The sequence below is a fragment of the Sphingobium sp. FW305-3-2-15-F-TSA7 genome (assembly GCF_058787155.1).
In genome coordinates, this window is sequence record NZ_JBYSZM010000031.1 from 16,087 (window position 1) to 35,647 (window position 19,561).

Consider the following 19,561-nt stretch of genomic DNA (forward strand, 5'->3'; position numbering starts at 1 on the left):
TGTCCCGCTCCGGATCGGCGTGATGCACCTTCACTCCTAATGCAGCAATCGCGCATCGGCGAGCGGCCGATGCCGGTGCGGCCGCTCCCTCGGCGCGGGCGCGCCGACGATCCGCGCAAGCGCCGTCTCGATGCGGGCGTGATGAAAGCCGAAGCCGTGGAACACCGCCTTTACCGGCAGCACGCGCTGGCTGGCCAGGAACAGCTCGTCGGCAAAATCGCGCAGCACCAGCCGCAGCGGCGCAGCGGGAAGCGGAATCATTGCGGGCCGATGGAGCGCGCAGCCCAGTGCCTTGACGAAATCGGCATTGCGCACCGGATTGGGCGCGACCGCATTGACCGCGCCGTGAAGATCGGGCGTCGCGATGGCGAAAACGATCAGCCGGACAAGATCGTCACGGTGGATCCAGCTCAGCCATTGCCGTCCGTCGCCGATGCGGCCACCCAGGCCCGCCTCGAACGGAAAAAGCAGGTTGCCGAGAAAACCGCCGGCGCTCGCCAGCACCAGCCCGATGCGCAGCCGGACGACACGCAGGCCGAGCGTGGCGATCGCGTCCGCCTCCTTTTCCCAGTCCGCACAGAGATCGGCGCAAAAGCCGCGGCCGCGCGCGCCGCCTTCGTCGAGCATCTCTTCGCCGGCATCGCCGTAAAAGCCGATCGCGGAGGCGTTGACGAGAACCGCCGGCGCACAATCGAGCCGCGCGCACAGCGCATGCAGCGCGCGCGTCGTCCCGATCCGGCTGGAGCGGATCGCGGCGCGGCGGCGGCGAGTCCAGAGTCCTCCGGCAATGCTCTCTCCCGCCAGATTGACGATGGCGTCGATCCGGTCGGCATCGCCGACCTGGTCGAGGCTGGTGACGATGCGCAGTGGTGCCGGCAGATGCCGCGCATGCGCCGGATCGCGCGTCAGCACTGTCACGTCATGGCCGGCCCCGGCCAGCGCCTCGACCAATCGCGTGCCGACCAGTCCGGTTCCGCCTGTCACCAGGATCGCGCGGCGCCCGTCGAGCATGTCCGCAAGCGCCGCGCCGTCCGCTTCGACGATCCGGGCGCTGCGCCGGGCAGCGACCAGGTCGCGCACCCCGCTCACCGCCACGCCGATCGCGGCAAGCGCGAACAGGACGGAGAAGACGCCGTTCCAGCGCAGCGGAAGATCGCTCGGCGCGGCAGACGCGGCCCAGAGCGCGGGTAGCAGCAAGGCGAGGATGAGGCCGTAATTGAGCGTGAGCAATGTGTGCGTCACGCGCTCGGTCCAGGGCAGCAGCCGGGTCCGGTCCTCCTCGACGAAATCCCACAGGGTTACAATCGCCTCGCCGGCAAGCAGCAGCATCAACAGCGTCGCCCAGCCGCCTTGCGGTGCACTGAGCCCGAGCGCGAGGAAGACGATCGCATAGACGAGGTTGCGCACGCCGTGCAGCCGGAGCTCGGTCGCCTGGCCGGGACGCCAGGCAAGCCGCTGGGTGAGTTCATGATGATAGAGCGTGTCGAACGCGCCCATCGCGATCTGGGCGATCAGCAGCATGCCCAGCATGGTGTCGATCATGCCGCGTCTCCTTCATCGGGGTCGGCGAAGATCGCCAATTGATGGATCAACTCGCCGGCGAGCGGATGGACGAGGTCGAGCGTGAAAGCGAAACGGCCGCCGCCGCAATCGACATGACCGATGGCGAGATTGCCGGGGGCCAGCCAGCGCGGGAAGCGCAGCCGAAAGCGCCCGAGCCGCAGGAAATAATGGTCGCTGAGGAACCATAATATGCCGTCCCCGGCGGCGAGGCGGAGCGCGATGCCGAAACCAAGGCCGAGATATTCCTCGATCCCGGTCGGGCCGGTGAAACGCTTGGCACTGAAGATCACCTGCGGAAATCCGGCGCGGCGGCCATATTGGCGTGTCCAGAACTGACCGCCGCCCGCAATATCCTCGGTCACGGTCACACAGGCGGGGACCCCGGTGTCGCGATGCAGCGGCAGCGGCGCCCCCACCAGCCGCGCGAGATTGGCGAGCAGCCAGCCGAGCCGGCTCATCCGGCATTCCGCCACTTCGCCGACATAGGTGACGCAGGCCCCTGCCGCGATCCGGCGACGAAAGCGCGCGCGCACCGCCGCTGGCAGCGCGCTCCAGCGCTCGGCGCCCAGCAGGCTGCGGAACGGATGGACCGCATCATCCATTGGCGCGGCGCAGGTCCGCCGCCACAGATGATAGCGGGTCCGCACCCCCCGTGCCGCCGCCAGTTCCATTTTCGCCTCCTTCGATTATTTCTGTATGAACAGAAATTGATAGTCGTGACTGTTTCGCGACCGTACCTTGCATTCAGTCTTTGGTTTTCGATCGCCCCAGCGGCAGGAAGTTGAGCACCTTCCGCCCCATCTTGATCAGCAGCATCAGCCGCGCGGGCGGGATGGTGATCATCTCGCGATGCCAGTCGTCCATCGTCGTCACGAAATCGTGCATTGCCTCGATCCGTTCCTTCGCAGTGCGGGAGATACGCGGATCCTCCTGCGCCTCTGCACGGCATTGTTTGAGTGCGGCGACGGCGGGATCGACCTCACGCTCCTTGCGGCCCTGGGCGATGCGGGTCAGCATCTGCCACAGATCGACCTCGGCCTCGAAATGCTCGCGGCGGTCGCCCATCACCGGCACGCGGCGGATCAGTTTCCAGCCGAGCAGTTCCTTGAGCGAATTGGAGATGTTGCTGCGCGCGATCCCGAGCTTGTCGCCGATCTCGTCGGCGTTGAGCGGCCGGTCGCTGAGATAGAGCAAGGCATGGATCTGGGCGACCGAGCGGTTGACGCCCCATTGTCCGCCCATCTCCCCCCAATGCAACACGAACTGCCGCACCGCAACGGGGAGAGTTTCGGTCTTTTCGTCTATTTCTGTCATAACAGAAACTTCTGACAATTCGGAGCGAGTGTCAAGCGTGATATTTTGGGGATAACCGGACAAGCCCCACTCGTCGCTCCAGCGCAAGCTGGAGCCTATGTGATGCGTCCGCGCTCACTGCAGTTCGAATATCGTATAGGCTCCAGCTTGCGCTGGAGCGACGAGGTAGGCGGGCAGCTAAACCCTAATGATCGCTCGCCCCAGAAGCCCCGATGCCGGTTTCGGCGCGCAGGCGTTGCGCGGGATAGCCGGCCTTGTCGATCGCAGCGCGTGGGCTGTTGTCGATCAGCGAGATCAGCCAGATTGCGAGGAAACCGGCGGGCACCGAGAAGATCGCGGGCGAGCTGTATGGGAAAGGTGCTGCCGCAAAGCCCAGCACATTCACCCAGATCGCTGGCGACAGCACCGTCAGCACGAAAGCCGTCAACAGGCCGATCGTGCCGCCCAGCGCCGCGCCGCGCGTCGTGCAGCCGCTCCACAGCAGCGACATGATCAGCACCGGGAAATTGCCCGATGCGGCGAGCGCGAAAGCCAGGCTGACCATGAAGGCGACATTCTGTTTCTCGAACACGATGCCGAGCAGGATGGCGAGCGCGCCCAGCGCTAGCGTGGTGATGCGCGAGACGCGCAGTTCGTCCGCCGAATCCGCCGCCCCCTTCTTGATCACCGTCGCATAGAGATCGTGGCTGACCGCCGACGCCGCCGACAGCGTCAGCCCCGCGACCACCGCGAGGATCGTCGCGAACGCCACCGCCGAGATGAAGCCGAGAAAGGCATTGCCGCCGATCGCGTGTGCCAGATGGATCGCCGCCATATTGCCGCCGCCGCGCAGCGCCTCGCCGTCGAGATAGGCGGGATTCGTCGCCACCAGAACGATCGCGCCGAAACCGATGATGAAGGTGAGGATGTAGAAATAGCCGATCCATGTGGTCGCCCACAGCACCGATTTGCGCGCGGCCTGCGCATCGGGAACGGTGAAGAAGCGCATCAGGATATGCGGCAGCCCCGCCGTGCCGAGCATCAGCGCCAGCCCGAAGGAGATCGCGCTGATCGGATCCTTGATGAAATTGCCCGGCGCCATGATCGAGAGCCCCTTGGCCGCCGCCTCGGCGGGGGTCGCGCCCGCCGCGATCGCCATGTCGGTCTTCACCTCGACCGCGCGACGGAACAGCGCTTCGGGCGAGAAGCCGAACTGGGCGAGCACCATCACCGCCATGAAGGTGGCGCCCGCGAGCAGCATCACCGCCTTGATTATCTGGACCCAGGTGGTCGCGCGCATGCCGCCGAACAACACATAGGCCATCATCAGCATGCCGACGACGACGACCGCATAGCCATAGGGCAGTCCGAACAGCAGCTTGATGAGCTGGCCGGCGCCGACCATCTGCGCGATCAGGTAGAAGCACACGACAAGCAAGGTACTGCCCGCGGCGAAGCTGCGCACCGCCGGCTGGGCGAAGCGATAGGATGCGACGTCGGCAAAGGTGTATTTGCCCAGGTTGCGCAGTTTTTCCGCCATCAGGAACAGCAGGATCGGCCAGCCGACGATGAAGCCGGTCGAATAGATCAGCCCGTCATAGCCATCGGCGAAGATCTGCGCGGAAATGCCGAGAAAGGAGGCGGCGGACATATAGTCTCCCGCCATTGCCAGACCGTTCTGGAAACCGCTGATGCCGCCACCCGCCGTGTAGAAATCGGACGCGGTGCGCGTGCGCTGCGCGGCCCGGCGCGTGATCCACAGGGTCAGCGCGACAAAGGCCAGGAACATGGCGATCGCCACCCAGTTGATGGGCTGGCGTTCGGCCTGTCCCTCGAGCGCGGCAGCGGAGGCGGGCGCGGCGACGAGCAGCGCCAGCACGATCAGGAGGCGAGGATTCATGCCCGATGCGCCGCCAGGATTTCGGCCATGCGGCGATCATAGACGCGGTTTGCGCGCCAGACGTAGAGCCCGGTCAGCAGGATCGCGAAGAGGATCAGGCCGATGCCCGCGGGAATGCCGAGCGAAGTGACCCCGCCGCCAATCGGCGTGGCCAGTGCCGCCTTGTCGAAGGCGATGAGCCCGATATAGCCGAGAAAGGCCGCGAACATCACGATCGAGAGCGTCCAGGCGAAACGCGAACGATCACGTACCAGTGCTGCATAGCGCGGATCGCGCTCCAGCCTCTCGGCGACCGGATCGACCATGTTTCCTCCCCCTCTTTGATTGGACAGGCTTGTGTCATGGGCGACGGGGCGCTGTCCATCCGCTTCCAGACGAAATGCGATGGCGGATTCCGGACGGGACGGGAGTCTGCCGGAATGTCCCATATTCTCGCCAACACCGTTCGGCTGAGCTTGTCGAAGCCCCGGCCCTTTCTTTGCTCCGCACTTGAAGAAGAACAGGGCTTCGACAAGCTCAGCCCGAACGGTGTTGGGATATGCTGAACGGCGATATGTCGCGCGGCGTGCCTTTCAGCCCCGCACCCGTCCCCCCGCCGGTTTCAGCGCGGCATCGATCGCGGCCATCAGTTCGGCCTGCTCGAACGGCTTGCGCAGGATCACCGCACCATTGCCCGCCGCCGCGTCGAGCGCGTCGCTGTCGGCATAGCCGGTGACGAGGATGATCGGCAGTCGCGGATAGCGCCGTCGCGCCATCAGCGCGGTTTCCGCGCCATTGAGGCCGGGCATCGCGAAATCGAGCATCAGCAGGTCGGGCGCATGCACTTCGAGATCGGCGAGACACGCCTCGCCATCGGCGAGCGCGGTCACGGCATAACCCGACTCGCCGAGCACGTCCTTAAGGAAGCCGCGGACATCGTCATCATCATCGACCAGCATGATGTTGCCGCCGCGGCGTGGCGCGGACCGGCGCTTATGCGCCGAGGCGGGCCCGGCGACCGCGATCAGATCGGCAGCGGGCAGATAGATCGAGACCGTCGTCCCCGCGCCCACCGCACTCTCGATCATCACCGTGCCCCCCGACTGGTGCGCGAGGCCATAGACCTGCGCCAGCCCCAGCCCGGTTCCCTGACCGAACGGCTTGGTGGTGAAAAAGGGCTCCACCGCGCGTTCGAGCACATCGGGGGTCATGCCGGTGCCGGTATCCTCCACCGCGACCGCGACATAGTCCCCGGCCTCGTAGCCGACGCCGCTGTCCAGCCGTTTGCGCCGCGCCGAGAGCGTCAGCGTGCCGCCGCCCGGCATCGCGTCGCGCGCATTGATCGCCAGGTTGAGCACCGCATTCTCGAGCTGGTGCGGATCGCACATCGCGAAGCCGGCGGCTCCGTCGAGTTCCGACCGGATGGTGATGCCCGGTCCCAATGTCCGCCGCATCAGATCGACCATCTGGCCGATCTGCGCACCGACATCGACGGGTTTCACGCTCAGCTTCTGCACCCGCGAAAAGGCGAGGAGCTGGCCGGTCAGCTTGGCGGCGCGGCGCGCGGCTTCCAGCGCGCCCTCCGCCAGCCGCTTGTGACGCGGATCGGTGACCCCCGCCGCAACGATCTCCAGCCCCCCGATCACCGGTGTCAGCAGATTGTTGAAATCATGGGCGATCCCGCCGGTGAGCTGGCCGACCGCCTCCATCTTCTGCGCCTGGCGCAACGCGTCCTCGGTCGCCACCTGCGATGCGAGCGCGGCCGCCACCCGCTCCTCCAGCCGATCGTTGAGCCCGCGCAGATCGGCCTCCGCCTGTTTGGCGACGGTCACATCATGGGCGACGCCGATAAAGCCGATATGCGCGCCGTCCGGCCCCCAGCGCGGCTGGCTCTGCGAGCGCAGCCAGTGCCATTCGCCGTCGGACAGGCGATAGCGCGCCTCCAGCGTGAAGGGCTTGTGCGAAGTTTCGCCCGCCACCTGCTCCTTCAGGATGCGCGGCAGGTCGTCGGGATGGAGCAGATCGCGCCAGTCATAATCGACCGCTACGTCGTAGGACGCACCCAACATCTCGCAATAGGCGCGGTTGACGAATTCGCGCTTGCCGCCAAGCTTGCTGACCCACATCGGCACCGGCGAGGAATCGGCGATCAGCCGGAAGCGTTCCTCGCTTTCGCGCAGCGCCGCTTCGGCATGTTTGCGTTCGGTGATGTCGATGACGACACCGACGAAGCGCCTGACCCCATCGGGGTCCCGCGCACGCACTTCGCCGCGACGCGCGATCCAGCGCTCCTCCCCCGTGTCCGCACGAAAGATGCGATATTCGGAATATTGCAGGGGATTGGGATCAGTGCCGATTCGCGAGGTGCCGGCAAGCCCGCGATCGTCGGGATGGATCCGCGACACCAGCATGGCATCGGTGACCGGGCTGTCGGCCGGCAGGCCCCAGAGGCGCCGGAACGCATCGGACACGGTCAGCACGCCGACTTCGGGAAACCATTCGAACACGCCAACCTGACCCGCTTCCTGCGCCAGGCGGACACGCTCGGTCTGCTCGCGCAGCGCGGCCTCGCTCATCCGCAGCGCCGCTTCGATCGCGCGCTGCGCCGTCACATCCCAGCTCACCCCGATCATCCGCGACAATGCGCCATGCTCATCGCGACGCAGCCGGCCGCGTATCTGCAGGACATGGATGCTGCCGTCGGGCCAGATACAGCGATACTCGATGTCGTAATCCTCGCCCGTCTCCAGCGAGCGCTCGGCCGCGGCCTGCATGCGCGGCAGATCGTCGGGATGGATCTGGCCGAGCAACATTTCATAAGTGAAGGGTTCGTCGGGCAAGCGGCCGTAATTGGCCTTGCAATTGGGCGACGCATCGAGCGTCCGGCTGAGCACGTCAAATTCCCACCAGCCCATGCCGCCCGCATCGAGCGCAACGCTCAGCTTTTCTTCGCCCGGAGTCGTATCCATCACGCCGTCACCCCGATCGGAGACGGTGCCGTTGGTCCCGCCGTCCAGTTCGTTCGACATCTTGTTACGCCAGTGCAAACATATGATAAATATAACCTAACATAGCTTCATTGCACCATCGGAATCGGGTTGCGATGCGCCCGATGCGGGCATCACCCGCACCGTCACGTCGAGCGTGCCATGCGCCAGGACAAGCTCGTTGAAACTCGGCGCAGTGGTCCGGACACGTTCGGACAATGTGCCCGCGCCGATCAGCCGTACCGCGCGTCCGCCGACGGGATGGCGGAAATCGAAGGGATCATGGACATGCCCGCTCAGCACGACATCGGCACCCGCCGCAGACAGCGCGGCCAGCGCCTTTTCCCCGCCCAAGGTGCGGCTGCGCTTCGTCATTGCCTGGGTGTCGATCAGCGGGTGATGGCAGGTCACGATCTTCAGCCGGTCCGACGGGCAATCGGCAAGCGCCCTGACCGCCATCGCCAGGCTGACCGGCCGGACGACACCCCATGACCAGTTGCTCCGCCATTGCGCGCGAGCAGTGGTGCGCAAGGGTATGGTGCAGATGCCGGCGACCTCCAGCCGGTCCTCGATCGCGCGTTCGACCCGGCGATAGCGGCGATAGGGCGCGAACAGTCGCGCGATCGGGTTGAAATAGGGCAGGTCGTGATTGCCCGGCTCGATCGTGACGGGAAGATTCAGCCGCTGCAGCCATTCGGTCGCCGCCGCGAACTCGGCACCGCGCGCGCGATAGGTCAGGTCGCCGGTGATGATTACCGCATCGGGCCGCTCGGCGGTCACGCGTGCGGCGAACCAGTCGAGCGCGCCCTGATCCTCACGTCCGAAATGAAGATCGCTGACATGGAAAATACGCGCCGCCATCTTCGCTCAACTGCGGTGGCGGCGATCCGTTCCCCGAGCGTCACAAAGTGACGTGTGGCGTATGACCCGCCATACGTCACCCCGGCGCGAGCGCATCGATGATGCGGCAATCAGCGATCGTGCCCCGTCCGCATTGATCGATCAGGCTGGCGAGTTCGCGGCGCAGCGCGGTGAGATCGGCGATCTTGCGCTCGACCGAAACGAGCTGCGCGCGCGCGATCTCGTCGACCGCGCCGCAGGGCCGCGCGCGATCGTCCGACAGGTCGAGCAAGGCGCGGACCTGATCGAGCGGAAAGCCCAGATCGCGCGCGCGCCGGATAAAGGACAATCGGGCCAGATGATCGGCGCCATAGGCACGGTAATTGGCCGATGTCCGGCCAGGCGCGGCAAGCAACCCGGATTTCTCGTAGAAGCGGATCGTCTCCACCTTGGTGCCCGTCGCCCGCGCCAGCTCGCCGATCTTCACAGCCGGATTCCGATACGCGATGCCGCCAGCGTCATGCCGGCATAGAGCATGATGGTCAGCACACAGCCCATCGCCAGCGCCGGCCAGAAACCAAGCCCTTTACGGAGCAATAGCGGGATCAGCAGGAACATCGGCAGCGACGGCAGCACATACCAGAATGTCGCCCCGGCATGCGCGGCCATCCTTTCCGCGTCGTGCGTATCGCGCCACAGCCAGATCATGCCGAGGATCGAGATCAGCGGCAGAGACGCGACCAGCGCTGCGACACCGGGGCTGCGCCGCGCGATCTCGGAGACCAGGGCGATCAGGATGCCGGAGATTCCGGCTTTCACGAACAGATAGAACATGGCTTGACCCTGTAGTTGCTACAGGGTGCATAAGCCGAGTCGTCTTGAGGAGTCGAGTAAAGATGGCGGACAGTTGCTGTGGTGCGAAAGCGGGCAAGACCGCGCTGAACGATCCCCACTGGCGGCGCGTGCTGTGGATCGCATTGCTGCTCAACGCGGCGATGTTCCTCGTCGAGTTCGGCGCGGGCGCCTCCGCCGATTCGCGCGCGCTGCAGGCCGACGCGCTCGATTTCCTGGGTGACGCCGCCAATTATGCGATCAGCCTGGGCGTCGCGGGCATGGCGCTGGGCTGGCGCGCGCGGACCGCGCTGCTCAAGGGTGTCACCATTCTGGCGTTCGGCCTGTGGGTGCTCGGCTCCGCGATCTGGGCGTTCATGACGGGCACTGCCCCCGAACCGCTGGCAATGGGCGCGATCGGTACGCTCGCACTTGTCGTGAACGTCGCCGTCGCGCTGATGCTCTATCGCTACCGCACCGGCGACGCGAATATGCGTTCGGTCTGGATCTGCTCGCGCAACGACGCGATCGGCAATGTCGCGGTGCTGTTCGCGGCGCTCGGCGTGGCCGGCACGGGCAGCGCCCTGCCCGATCTGATCGTCGCGCTGCTGATGGCGGCGCTCGGCATCAGCGGCGGCTGGCAGGTGATCCGTGCCGCCCTGTCGGAGCTCGCCTCCGGCCGGTCGCTTGCCCGGCAATCCGCATCATGATAGCGCCCGCCCCATGTTCCGCCGCGCGCTGAGCCTTGTCCTGCTGCTGACCGTCCTCGTGGCGGGCACCGGCGCGCCCGCGCTCGCGCACATCCATCAGGGGTTGGGCGCGCATGCGTTCGAACATGATGGCGGCGACGCGGCGGAAGCGCAGGACAGGTCCGATACCCCGGCCCCGACGCCCGGCGACCAGCCGTCGCATGTCGGCCACCACCATCATTGCGGCGCCGACATCGCCGTCGCCTGCGCCGATGTCGCCGATACCGGCCTCGCCGCGCGCCTGATCCTGATTCCCCGCGCATCGGCCACCATGCCCTCGCGCGCGCTCGCGCCCCCCATCGAGCCGCCAGCCGCCTGATCCAGCCGCACCGCACGGACCGCTTGCCGTCCGTGCCGTTCCCGCTGATCAGGAGCATTCCCAATGCCTATCCATTCGCGTTCGGCCCGTGGGCCGAATGCTGTCGTCCGATTGGGCGGCGCACTCTGCGTCGCTCCGCTGCTACTCGCCCCATTGCTGCTCACTCTGTCGACGGCGGCCGCCCAGACCTATGGCCCCGACGGTCCACCGCCGGACGCCACCACCACCATGCCAGCCGCGCGCACCGGCCCATTGCCGGCCGCGCTCTCGCTCGATCGCGCGCTCGAAGAGGCGGAGGCCCGCGCCCCGGCGATCGTCGCCGCGCGGGCGGCGCTGGAGGCCAGCCGGGGACGGCTGCGTCAGGCCGGGCTTCGCGCCAATCCGCAGCTCGACGTCACTGTCGAGAATTTCGCGGGCACCGGTCCCTATGCCGGCGTCGACGGGACCGAGACCAGCGTCCAGCTGAGCCAGCGGCTCGATCTGGGCGGGCGTCGGTCCGCGCGGATCGGCGCGGCGCAAGCCGCATTGCATGCCGAGGAAATGCGGCTTGCCATCGCCCGGGCCGATCTCGCGCAATCGGTGCGCAGCCAGTTCGGCACCGCGCTTGCCGCCGAAGCACGGCTCGAAATGGCGCGCATCACGCGCGACCGCGCCACCGAGCTGTCGCGGATCGCCGAGGCGCTGGTCGCGGCGGGCCGTGAGCCACCGCTGCGCGCCTATCGCGCCCGCGCCAATGCGGCACAGGCCGATGCCGCGCTGAAAACCGCAGAGGCGGACGAAGCGGCGGCGCGGCGGACACTCGGCGCGCTGCTGGGCAGCGAGATGCCGGTCACGCGCATCGTCGGCACGCTCGACCTGACCAAGCCGGCAAGCGCCGCGCCACCCACGACGCTCGACGCGCGGCTGGCCGAGGCAGATCTCGCCGTCGCCGAAGCCGGGTTGAGGCAGGCGCAAGCAGAGGGACGGATCGACCCGTCGATCGGCATCGGCGCGCGCCGGATCGAGGAGACCGGCGATCGCGCGCTGCTCGCCAGCCTGTCGGTGCCGCTTGCGATATTCGATCGCAACCAGGGCAATATCGCCGCCGCGCGCGCCGATATCCGGGCGGCGCAGGCGCTGCGCGACGCGGCGATCGCGCAGGCGGCCGCGCGGATCGGCAATGCCGAGACGACGTTCGACGCGGCGCTGATCCGCGTCCGCGCGTTGCAGGACGTCGCCGCGCCGCAAGCGGCGGAAGCGGTGCGGCTGGCCGACCTTGCCTATCGCGCCGGCCGCATCCCGCTCACCGAACTGCTCGACGCGCAGGAGGCCTTCGCCGCCGCGCAAACCCAGCTCATCGACGCGCATCTCGCGCTGGTGGAGGCGCGCGCCGTGCTGGCGCGCGCCCCCCCCCCCCCCCCCGCCGCTCAATAAGGATCCGACCCAGATGGATATCACGCAGAACCGCACCCGGCTGATCGCCGGTGCAGCCGGCCTCGCCCTGCTCACAGGCGTGGGCGGCGTGCTGATCGGCCGCACCATGCCGACACCCGACACCCCATCCACGCCCGCCGCAGCCGAAGCCGAAGCTGAGGAGGATCATGGTCCCGAAGGCTTTGTCGCGATGGACGCGGCGCGCGCCAGTGCCGCGGGCATCGTCGTCCAGCGCACCGTCGATGGCGCATTCGGCGCCGAGATACTGGCGCAGGCGATGGTGGTGGCGACGCCCGACGGCGAAGCCGCGCTTACCGCGCGCGCCGACGGCGCGATCATCCGCATCACCAAGCATCTGGGCGACAGCGTGCGCGCGGGCGAAACCGTGGCGCTGCTCGAAAGCCGCGATGCCGCGACCTTCACCGCCGACAGCAACAGCGCCGCCGCCCGCGCCAATGCGGCCCGGCTTGCCTATGCCCGCGAAAAGCGCCTGTTCGATGCGCGCGTGACCGCGCGGCAGGATCTGGAAGCGGCGCAGAGTGCGCTGGCCGAAGCGGAAGCCGAATTGCAGCGCGCCCGATCCACCGCCGCGGCGGCGGGCACGGCCGGCGGCCGCCATCTCGCCGTCACCAGCCTGATCTCCGGCCGGATCACCAAGACCGATGCGAAGCTGGGCCATTATGTGGCGGCGGGCACGGAACTGTTCCGCGTCTCCGATCCGGACCGCGTTCAGATCGAAGCCGCGATCCCGGCATCGGACGCGGGCCGGATCATGCGCGGCGACCGCTCCGTCGTCGAACTGACCGACGGCAATGTCGTCGGCGCCGCCGTGCATTCTGCGACGCCGAGCCTCGATCGGCAGAGCCGATCGGCGACCGTGCTGCTCGATCCCGAGGCGTCGGGGCGGCTGATCCCCGGACAGGGCGTGCGCGTCCGCATCGCGCCGCGCAGAGCGGGAAGCGCAAGCGGCATCGTCCTGCCCGAAGAGGCGGTGCAATCGGTCGGCGGGCGCGATGTCGTGTTCGCCGCCACCGCCAAGGGTTTCCAGGCAGTGCCCGTCACCACGGGCCAGCGCGGCGGCGGGCGGATCGAGATCGTCGCCGGGCTGAAACCCGGCCAAGCCGTCGCAACGCGCGGCGCCTTCCTGCTCAAGGCCGAGCTCGGCAAGGGCGAAGCGGAGCATTGATGCCATGATCCATCGTCTTCTCGACGCCGCGATCCGCTTTCGCTGGTCGGTGGTGTTCATCACCCTTCTCGTCGCGGTCTATGGCGCGTTCCAGCTCATGAAGCTGCCGATCGACGCCGTTCCCGACATCACCAACAAACAGGTGCAGATCAACACGGTCGACCCCGCGCTCGGCCCGCTCGATATCGAGCGGCTCGTCACCTTTCCGATCGAAACCGCGATGGCGGGCATTCCGGGGCTGCAAAGCACGCGATCGATCTCGCGCAACGGCTTCAGCCAGGTCACCGTCATCTTCGAGGACTATAGCGACCTCTATTTCGCGCGCGCGCAGGTCGCCGAGCGGCTGAACCAAGCGAAGGGCACCTTGCCCGACGGGGTCGAACCGCAAATGGGGCCGGTTTCGACCGGGCTCGGCGAAGTACTGATGTACGTCGTCGATTTCGACGCCAAGGCACCGCGCGCCGCGGGCAAGCCCGGTTTCCAGCCCGACGGATCCTATCTCACCATATCGGGCGAGCGGCTGACCGACGATGTCGCGAAGCTCGGTTATCTGCGCACCGTGCAGGATTGGGTGATCCGGCCGCAACTGCGCTCCGTCCGCGGCGTCGCGGGCATCGATTCGATCGGCGGCTATGAAAAGCAGTTCGTCGTCCAGCCCGATCCCGCGAAACTCGCGACCTATGGCATCTCGTTCAGCGAGCTGGCCGAGGCGCTGGAGCGCGCCAACATCTCGGTCGGCGCCAATTTCATCCAGCGCGGCGGCGAGGCTTTCCTCGTCCGCGCCGATGGCCGCATCCGATCGGTCGACGAGATCGGCCGCGCCGCCGTGGCGACACGTGGCGGCGTGGCGGTGGCGGTGCGCGACATCGCGACCGTCCAGATCGGCGGCGGCCTGCGCACCGGCACTGCGTCGCAAAACGGCCGGGAGGTCGTGATCGGCACCGCGCTGATGCTCGCCGACGGCAATAGCCGCATCGTCGCGGCGTCGGTCGCCGACAAGCTGGAAAGCGTGGCGAAAACGATGCCGCCCGGCATCAAACTGACCACGGTGCTCGACCGCTCCACCCTGGTCGATGCGACGATCGGCACGGTCGAGAGGAATCTGGCGGAAGGCGCGTTGCTGGTCGCGGCGATCCTGTTCTGGCTGCTCGGCAATTTCCGCGCCGCGATCATCGCGACCCTGGTGATCCCGCTCTCCTTCCTCGTGATGGGCACGGGCATGACCATGTTCGGCGTCTCGGGCAATCTGATGAGCCTGGGCGCACTCGATTTCGGGCTGATCGTCGACGGATCGATTATCATCATCGAAAATTGCCTGAGGCGGCTGGCTGAGCGCCAGCAGCATGAGGGACGATTGCTGACATTGCCCGAGCGACTGCACGAAGTGTTCGAGGCCTCGCGTGAGATGGTGCGCCCCACTTTGTTCGGCCAGGCGATCATCGTCCTCGTCTTCGTGCCGCTGCTCACTTTCACCGGGGTCGAGGGCAAGACCTTCTCGCCGATGGCGATCACGGTGCTGCTCGCGCTGGGTGGCGCGTTCATCGCATCGCTCACCTTTGTGCCCGCGATGGTCGCGATCCTGATCCGCGGCAAGGTCGCCGAAAAGGACGTGAAGGTGATCGCCTGGACCAAGCATCGCTACGCCCCGCTGCTCGAAAAAACGGTGGCGCGGCCCTGGCCCTGGATCGGCGCGGGCGCAGGCGTGTTCGGCGCCGCCGCCTTGCTGTTCGCCACGCTCGGCAGCGAATTCATGCCGGTGCTGGGCGAAGGCAATCTCGCCATGCAGGCGCTGCGCATCCCCTCCACCTCGCTCGATCAGTCGACCAGGCTCCAGGCGCAAGTGGAGCGCGCGGTCGCGACATTGCCCGAAGTGTCGTTCATCTATTCGAAGACCGGCACCGCCGAAGTGGCGAGCGATCCGATGCCGCCCAATGCATCGGACACCTTCATCATCCTCAAGCCGAGCGACCAATGGCCGGCGGGAGTGAGGAACCAGGCGGACATCATCGAACGCGTCGAAGCGAAGGTGCAGCCGCTCGTCGGCAACGCCTTCGAGATCAGCCAGCCGATCCAGCTCCGCTTCAACGAGCTGATCGCGGGCGTGCGCGGCGACATCGCGATCAAGCTCTATGGCGACGATCTGGAGGAGATGGGCCGCGTCGCCCAGCAAGTCGCCGGCATCCTCAACACCGTGCCTGGCGCGGCCGACGTCAAGGTGGAGCAGACCGAGGGTTTTCCGACGCTCGACATCCAGTTCGATCGCGATGCGATCGCGCGCTACGGCCTGTCGGTGCAGGAGGTCAGCGACACCGTGGCGGCGGCACTGGGCGGGCGTGAGGCCGGCATCGTCTTCGAAGGCGATCGGCGGTTCGACATCGTCGTCCGGCTCGATGCCGCTACGCGCGACGATCTCGACGCGGTCGGGGCGCTGCCGGTGCTGCTGCCCGGCGAGGGCGGCGCGCGCACATCGGTGCCGCTGCGCGAACTGGCGCGCTTCTCCTTCTCGGAGGGGCTCAACCAGGTCAGCCGCGAAAATGGCAAGCGGCGCATCGTCGTCCAGGCCAATGTTCGTGGCAGCGATCTCGGGAGTTTCGTGTCCGAAGCGCGCGCCAAGGTGGCGGAGCAAGTGAAGCTGCCTTCAGGGGCCTTTGTCGAATGGGGCGGCCAGTTCGAGAATCTCCAGGCGGCCTCGGCGCGGCTGTCGCTGGTGATCCCGGTCATCTTCGCCGCGATCTTCGGCATATTGTTCGTGGCGCTCGGCGGCGTGCGGCCGGCGGCAGCGGTCTATTCGGCGATCCCGCTCGCGTTGGCGGGTGGCGTCTTCGCGCTGGCGCTGACCGGCCTGCCCTTCTCGGTCTCCGCAGCGGTCGGCTTCATCGTGCTGTCGGGGGTGACCGTGCTCAACGGGCTGGTGGTGATGACGAGCATCGGCCAGCAGATCGCATCGGGCAAACCGGTCGACCGCGCGGTGATCGACGGCACGATGGAACGCGTCCGCGCGGTGCTGATGACGGGCATCGTGCCCGCGATCGGCTTCGTGCCGATGGCGATCGCGACGGGCACGGGTGCGGAAGTGCAGAAGCCGCTCGCCATCGTCGTGATCGGCGGGCTGATCACCTCTACACTGCTCACCCTGTTCGTGCTGCCCGCGATCAGCCGATTGCTGTTGCGCGGGCGGACCAAATCCCATGAGGAAGGCGATTATTCCGATGTCTCGACATTGGGTTCGCCCGTGGAGCAACCGTGATGAACATTGCGCAAAATGGCGATCATGCCGGGCATGATCATACGGCCGGCGCCAATAGCCGGTCGCTCGCCATCGCCCTGGCGCTGACCGGCAGCTTCCTGATCGCCGAACTGGTCGGCGCGTACATCTTCAACAGCCTCGCCTTGCTGTCGGATGCCGCGCACATGTTCACCGACGCCATGGCGCTCGCCATTGCCTTGCTGGCGATCAGGGTCGGCATGCGTCCGCCCGACGAGCGGCGCAGCTTCGGCTATCGGCGCTTCGAGATCCTGGCGGCCGCATTCAACGCGATCCTGCTGTTCCTCGTCGCGGGTTATATTCTTTGGGAGGGGGTCGGGCGTTTCTTCGATCCCCAGCCCGTCGAATCGATCGGCATGCTGGTGGTCGCGGCAATCGGCCTGATCGTGAACCTGATCGCGATGCGCATCCTGTCGTCAGGCAAGGACCGGAGCCTGAACCTCAAAGGTGCCTATCTCGAGGTCTGGGCCGACATGCTGGGTTCGGCCGGAGTGATCATCGCCGCCATCGCGATCTGGGCGACCGGCGCGAGCTGGATCGATCCCGTCGTCGCCATCGTCATCGGCCTGTGGGTGTTGCCGCGCACCTGGACGCTGCTGCGCGACGCGATCAACATCCTGCTGCAAGGCGTCCCGCCAGGCATGACATTGACCGAGATCCGCGCGGCGATCGAAAGCATCGGGGGCGTGGCGAGCGTCCACGACCTCCATGTCTGGGCGGTCTCGAGCGAAGAGACGACACTGACCGCGCATATCCTAGCCGGCCCGGATCCCGAAACCGTCCGGCGCGCGTTCACCGCCATGCTGGCCGCGCAATTCAGCATCCGGCACGTCACGCTGCAGGTGGAGACCGCCCCCGAAGAAGAGGGCGAGGCGATGCACCGATGATGCCGGTTCCGGGCGGATCGTCGATCCGCCCGGCACTCACCAGCTCAGCACGACCTTGCCCGACTGGCCGGAGCGCATGGCGTCGAAGCCCTGCTGGAAATCCTGCGCGGCGAAGCGGTGGGTGATCAGCGGTTCGAGGTCGAGGCCGTTGCGGATCAGGCCGAACATCTTGCGCCAGGTCTCGAACATCTCGCGGCCATAGACGCCACGGATCGTGATCGCCTTCAGGATGATGTCCGCCCAGGCGACGTGCATCGCGCTCGACGGGATGCCGAGCATCGCCAGCCGACCACCCATCATCAGCACATCGATCGCCTGCGCGATCGCGGGCTGCGCACCCGACATCTCCAGCGCGACGCCGAAGCCGTCTGCGATCCCTTCACGTGCCATCACGTCGCGCAGATCCTCGCGCGCGACATTGACTGGCCGGATATCGGCGATGCGCGCCGCCAGATCCAGCCGATAGTCGTTGACGTCGGTCAGGATCACCGAGCGGGCACCCGCGCGGCGGGCGACGGCAGCGGCCATGATGCCGATCGGTCCGGCGCCGGTGACGAGCACATCCTCCCCCAGCAGATCAAATTGCTGGGCGGTGTGGACGGCATTGCCGAACGGATCGAGCAGCGCACCGATGTCGAGGCTGACATCCTCGGGCAGCGGCACGACGTTGAAGGCGGGGATCGCCAGATATTCGGCGAACGCGCCCTGGCGATTGACGCCGACGCCCTGGGTACCCGGATCGAGATGGAAGCGGCCCGCGCGTGCGGCGGCGCTGTCGATATCGATCAGATGCCCCTCGCCCGAAACGCGCTGTCCGACATGGAGCGGCCGGGTGACGGCGGCGCCGATCTCGACGATCTCACCCGCGAATTCATGGCCGAAGATCATCGGCACCGGCACGGTGCGCGCGGCCCATTCGTCCCAATTATAGATATGGACGTCGGTGCCGCAGATCGCTGTGCGCTGGACGCGGATCAGCACTTCGTCGGCGGCCGGGGTCGGCACCGGCGCGGTGGTTCCCCACACGCCCTCCGCCGCCTCCAGCTTGGCAAGGCCGAACATGGTGGTCGCGGAAACCGCGCGGCGGTCGAGAATGGCGACGCTCATGCCACGATCCCCAGTTCGCGGCCGGCAGCACCAAACGCGGCGACCGCCCGGTCGACCTGTTCGGGTGTGAAAGCGGCCGACATCTGCGTCCGGATCCGCGCCAGCCCCTTGGGTACGACGGGAAAGGAAAAGGCGGTCACATAGACGCCGTGATCGAGCAGCCGCTCGGCCAGCGCCACCGCGCGCGGCGCATCGTGAAGCATCACCGGGATGATCGGATGCTCGCCGGGCAGCAGGGTGAAGCCCAGCCCTTCGAGTCCTGCACGGAACCGCGTCGCATTGGCGGTCAGTTGCGTCCGCAGCTTTTCGCCCTCGTCCGAGCGGGCGATGTCGATCGCCGCCGCCGCCGCGCCGCACACCGAAGGCGCGAGCGCATTGGAGAAGAGATAGGGCCGTCCACGCTGGCGCAGCAGTTCGACCAGCGGCCGCCGCGCGGCGACGAAGCCGCCCATCGCGCCGCCCAGCGCTTTGCCGAAGGTGCCGGTGACGATGTCGATCCGGCCTTCGACGCCGCGAAACGCTGGCGAGCCACGCCCGCCCTGCCCCAGAAAACCCGTGGCATGGCAATCATCGACCAGAGTCAGCGCGCCATAGCGCTCGGCCAGATCGGCGATGCCCGCCAGGTTGGCGACGGTGCCGTCCATCGAGAAGACGCCGTCGGTGACGATCAGGATCTGCCCCGATCCCTCGCGCCGCGCCTGTTGCAGCGATTCCTCCAGCGCCGCCATGTCGTTGGTGGCGAAGCGATAGCGCCGCGCCTTGGCGAGCCGGATGCCATCGATCAGCGAAGCATGGTTGAGCGAGTCCGAGACGATCGCATCGTCGGGGCCGAACAGCGGCTCGAACACCGCGCCATTGGCGTCGAAGGCGGCAGCGAACAGGATCGAGTCCTCGAAGCCCAGATAATCGGCGATCTGCGCCTCGAGCTGCTTGTGCGGCAATTGCGTGCCGCAGATGAAGCGGACCGAGGCCAGCCCCGCACCCCAGTCGCGCGTCGCCCGGATCGCACCGTCGATGACGCGTTCGTCGGACGCCAGCCCGAGATAATTGTTGGCGCACAGATTGAGGACGTCGCGTTCGCCGTTTGGCGTGGCCACGCGTACCTGCCCACCCTGTGGAGACAGCAGCACGCGCTCGCGCTTGGTCAGCCCCTGGGCGTCGATATCGGCCAGCTCCTGTCCGATTCGCTCGTAAAATGCGTCGTTCGCCAATCCCGCCTCCTCTGCTGGAGACGGGCAAGTA

The 19,561-nt window shown here is 67.1% G+C and carries 17 protein-coding genes; 6 read left to right on the forward strand and 11 right to left on the reverse strand.

Going from position 1 to position 19,561, the window contains the following annotated elements; genetic code table 11:
- Positions 1–36 precede the first annotated feature (36 nt).
- From AC3WN8_RS21930 to AC3WN8_RS21970, 9 genes are all read right to left on the reverse strand, one after another.
- Positions 37–1,542 (reverse strand): TIGR01777 family oxidoreductase, encoded by a 1,506-nt coding sequence (locus AC3WN8_RS21930; RefSeq protein WP_492671618.1) that lies wholly within the window; start codon positions 1,540–1,542, stop codon positions 37–39.
- Complete coding sequence (locus AC3WN8_RS21935) at positions 1,539–2,234, reverse strand: DUF4166 domain-containing protein (RefSeq protein ID WP_492671619.1); 696 nt, start codon at positions 2,232–2,234, stop codon at positions 1,539–1,541. Before AC3WN8_RS21935 ends, AC3WN8_RS21930 begins: the two co-directional genes overlap by 4 nt.
- Before the next feature lie 73 nt (positions 2,235–2,307).
- On the reverse strand, positions 2,308–2,877 hold the full coding sequence (locus AC3WN8_RS21940; RefSeq protein ID WP_492671620.1) for a GbsR/MarR family transcriptional regulator: 570 nt from the start codon (positions 2,875–2,877) through the stop codon (positions 2,308–2,310).
- 184 nt (positions 2,878–3,061) lie between these two features.
- Entirely contained in the window at positions 3,062–4,756 is a 1,695-nt protein-coding gene (locus tag AC3WN8_RS21945; RefSeq protein ID WP_492671621.1) for a cation acetate symporter, read from the reverse strand.
- Entirely contained in the window at positions 4,753–5,061 is a 309-nt protein-coding gene (locus AC3WN8_RS21950; protein WP_492671622.1) for a DUF485 domain-containing protein, read from the reverse strand. Before AC3WN8_RS21950 ends, AC3WN8_RS21945 begins: the two co-directional genes overlap by 4 nt.
- A gap of 267 nt (positions 5,062–5,328) precedes the next feature.
- A complete protein-coding gene (locus AC3WN8_RS21955) occupies positions 5,329–7,764 on the reverse strand; it encodes a PAS domain-containing protein (protein WP_492671623.1) in 2,436 nt (811 codons plus the stop codon).
- Positions 7,765–7,800: 36 nt separating this feature from the next.
- Positions 7,801–8,583, reverse strand: a complete 783-nt coding sequence (locus AC3WN8_RS21960; protein ID WP_492671624.1) for a metallophosphoesterase family protein — start codon at positions 8,581–8,583, stop codon at positions 7,801–7,803.
- A gap of 76 nt (positions 8,584–8,659) precedes the next feature.
- Entirely contained in the window at positions 8,660–9,049 is a 390-nt protein-coding gene (locus AC3WN8_RS21965; RefSeq protein WP_492671625.1) for a MerR family transcriptional regulator, read from the reverse strand.
- Positions 9,046–9,396 (reverse strand): DUF3147 family protein, encoded by a 351-nt coding sequence (locus AC3WN8_RS21970; protein ID WP_492671626.1) that lies wholly within the window; start codon positions 9,394–9,396, stop codon positions 9,046–9,048. Before AC3WN8_RS21970 ends, AC3WN8_RS21965 begins: the two co-directional genes overlap by 4 nt.
- A gap of 62 nt (positions 9,397–9,458) precedes the next feature.
- Here AC3WN8_RS21970 and AC3WN8_RS21975 point away from each other — a divergent pair, with 62 nt between their 5' ends.
- The 6 genes from AC3WN8_RS21975 to AC3WN8_RS22000 all read left to right on the forward strand — a co-directional run bounded on the left by AC3WN8_RS21975 (position 9,459) and on the right by AC3WN8_RS22000 (position 17,212).
- Positions 9,459–10,103, forward strand: a complete 645-nt coding sequence (locus AC3WN8_RS21975; protein WP_492671627.1) for a cation efflux transmembrane domain-containing protein — start codon at positions 9,459–9,461, stop codon at positions 10,101–10,103.
- 13 nt (positions 10,104–10,116) lie between these two features.
- Complete coding sequence (locus AC3WN8_RS21980) at positions 10,117–10,461, forward strand: hypothetical protein (RefSeq protein WP_492671628.1); 345 nt, start codon at positions 10,117–10,119, stop codon at positions 10,459–10,461.
- Between the two features lie 63 nt (positions 10,462–10,524).
- Positions 10,525–11,874 carry a TolC family protein gene (locus tag AC3WN8_RS21985; RefSeq protein ID WP_492671629.1) on the forward strand — a complete coding sequence of 450 codons (1,350 nt, stop codon included), beginning with the start codon at positions 10,525–10,527 and terminating at the stop codon, positions 11,872–11,874.
- Between the two features lie 13 nt (positions 11,875–11,887).
- Entirely contained in the window at positions 11,888–13,060 is a 1,173-nt protein-coding gene (locus AC3WN8_RS21990) for an efflux RND transporter periplasmic adaptor subunit (protein WP_492671630.1), read from the forward strand.
- Positions 13,061–13,064: 4 nt separating this feature from the next.
- Positions 13,065–16,307, forward strand: a complete 3,243-nt coding sequence (locus AC3WN8_RS21995) for an efflux RND transporter permease subunit (protein WP_492671631.1) — start codon at positions 13,065–13,067, stop codon at positions 16,305–16,307.
- On the forward strand, positions 16,307–17,212 hold the full coding sequence (locus AC3WN8_RS22000; protein WP_492671632.1) for a cation diffusion facilitator family transporter: 906 nt from the start codon (positions 16,307–16,309) through the stop codon (positions 17,210–17,212). Before AC3WN8_RS21995 ends, AC3WN8_RS22000 begins: the two co-directional genes overlap by 1 nt.
- A 36-nt stretch (positions 17,213–17,248) precedes the next feature.
- Here AC3WN8_RS22000 and tdh read toward each other — a convergent pair whose 3' ends face one another.
- Both tdh and AC3WN8_RS22010 read right to left on the reverse strand, forming a co-directional pair.
- On the reverse strand, positions 17,249–18,319 hold the full coding sequence (gene tdh, locus AC3WN8_RS22005; RefSeq protein WP_492671633.1) for an L-threonine 3-dehydrogenase: 1,071 nt from the start codon (positions 18,317–18,319) through the stop codon (positions 17,249–17,251).
- Positions 18,316–19,530 carry a glycine C-acetyltransferase gene (locus AC3WN8_RS22010; RefSeq protein WP_492671634.1) on the reverse strand — a complete coding sequence of 405 codons (1,215 nt, stop codon included), beginning with the start codon at positions 19,528–19,530 and terminating at the stop codon, positions 18,316–18,318. The genes tdh and AC3WN8_RS22010 overlap by 4 nt, the downstream gene beginning before the upstream one ends.
- Positions 19,531–19,561: the final 31 nt, after the last annotated feature.

Coding starts and splice junctions, on each gene's coding strand:
- AC3WN8_RS21985 (WP_492671629.1), top strand. CDS start 10,525: ATGCCTATCCATTCGCGTTCGGCCCGTGGGCCGAATGCTGTCGTCCGA.
- AC3WN8_RS21980 (WP_492671628.1), top strand. CDS start 10,117: ATGTTCCGCCGCGCGCTGAGCCTTGTCCTGCTGCTGACCGTCCTCGTG.
- AC3WN8_RS21940 (WP_492671620.1), bottom strand. CDS start 2,877: ATGACAGAAATAGACGAAAAGACCGAAACTCTCCCCGTTGCGGTGCGG.
- AC3WN8_RS21960 (WP_492671624.1), bottom strand. CDS start 8,583: ATGGCGGCGCGTATTTTCCATGTCAGCGATCTTCATTTCGGACGTGAG.
- AC3WN8_RS21935 (WP_492671619.1), bottom strand. CDS start 2,234: ATGGAACTGGCGGCGGCACGGGGGGTGCGGACCCGCTATCATCTGTGG.
- AC3WN8_RS21995 (WP_492671631.1), top strand. CDS start 13,065: ATGATCCATCGTCTTCTCGACGCCGCGATCCGCTTTCGCTGGTCGGTG.
- AC3WN8_RS21975 (WP_492671627.1), top strand. CDS start 9,459: ATGGCGGACAGTTGCTGTGGTGCGAAAGCGGGCAAGACCGCGCTGAAC.
- AC3WN8_RS22000 (WP_492671632.1), top strand. CDS start 16,307: ATGAACATTGCGCAAAATGGCGATCATGCCGGGCATGATCATACGGCC.
- tdh (WP_492671633.1), bottom strand. CDS start 18,319: ATGAGCGTCGCCATTCTCGACCGCCGCGCGGTTTCCGCGACCACCATG.
- AC3WN8_RS21950 (WP_492671622.1), bottom strand. CDS start 5,061: ATGGTCGATCCGGTCGCCGAGAGGCTGGAGCGCGATCCGCGCTATGCA.
- AC3WN8_RS21945 (WP_492671621.1), bottom strand. CDS start 4,756: ATGAATCCTCGCCTCCTGATCGTGCTGGCGCTGCTCGTCGCCGCGCCC.
- AC3WN8_RS21990 (WP_492671630.1), top strand. CDS start 11,888: ATGGATATCACGCAGAACCGCACCCGGCTGATCGCCGGTGCAGCCGGC.
- AC3WN8_RS21970 (WP_492671626.1), bottom strand. CDS start 9,396: ATGTTCTATCTGTTCGTGAAAGCCGGAATCTCCGGCATCCTGATCGCC.
- AC3WN8_RS21955 (WP_492671623.1), bottom strand. CDS start 7,764: ATGTCGAACGAACTGGACGGCGGGACCAACGGCACCGTCTCCGATCGG.
- AC3WN8_RS21930 (WP_492671618.1), bottom strand. CDS start 1,542: ATGATCGACACCATGCTGGGCATGCTGCTGATCGCCCAGATCGCGATG.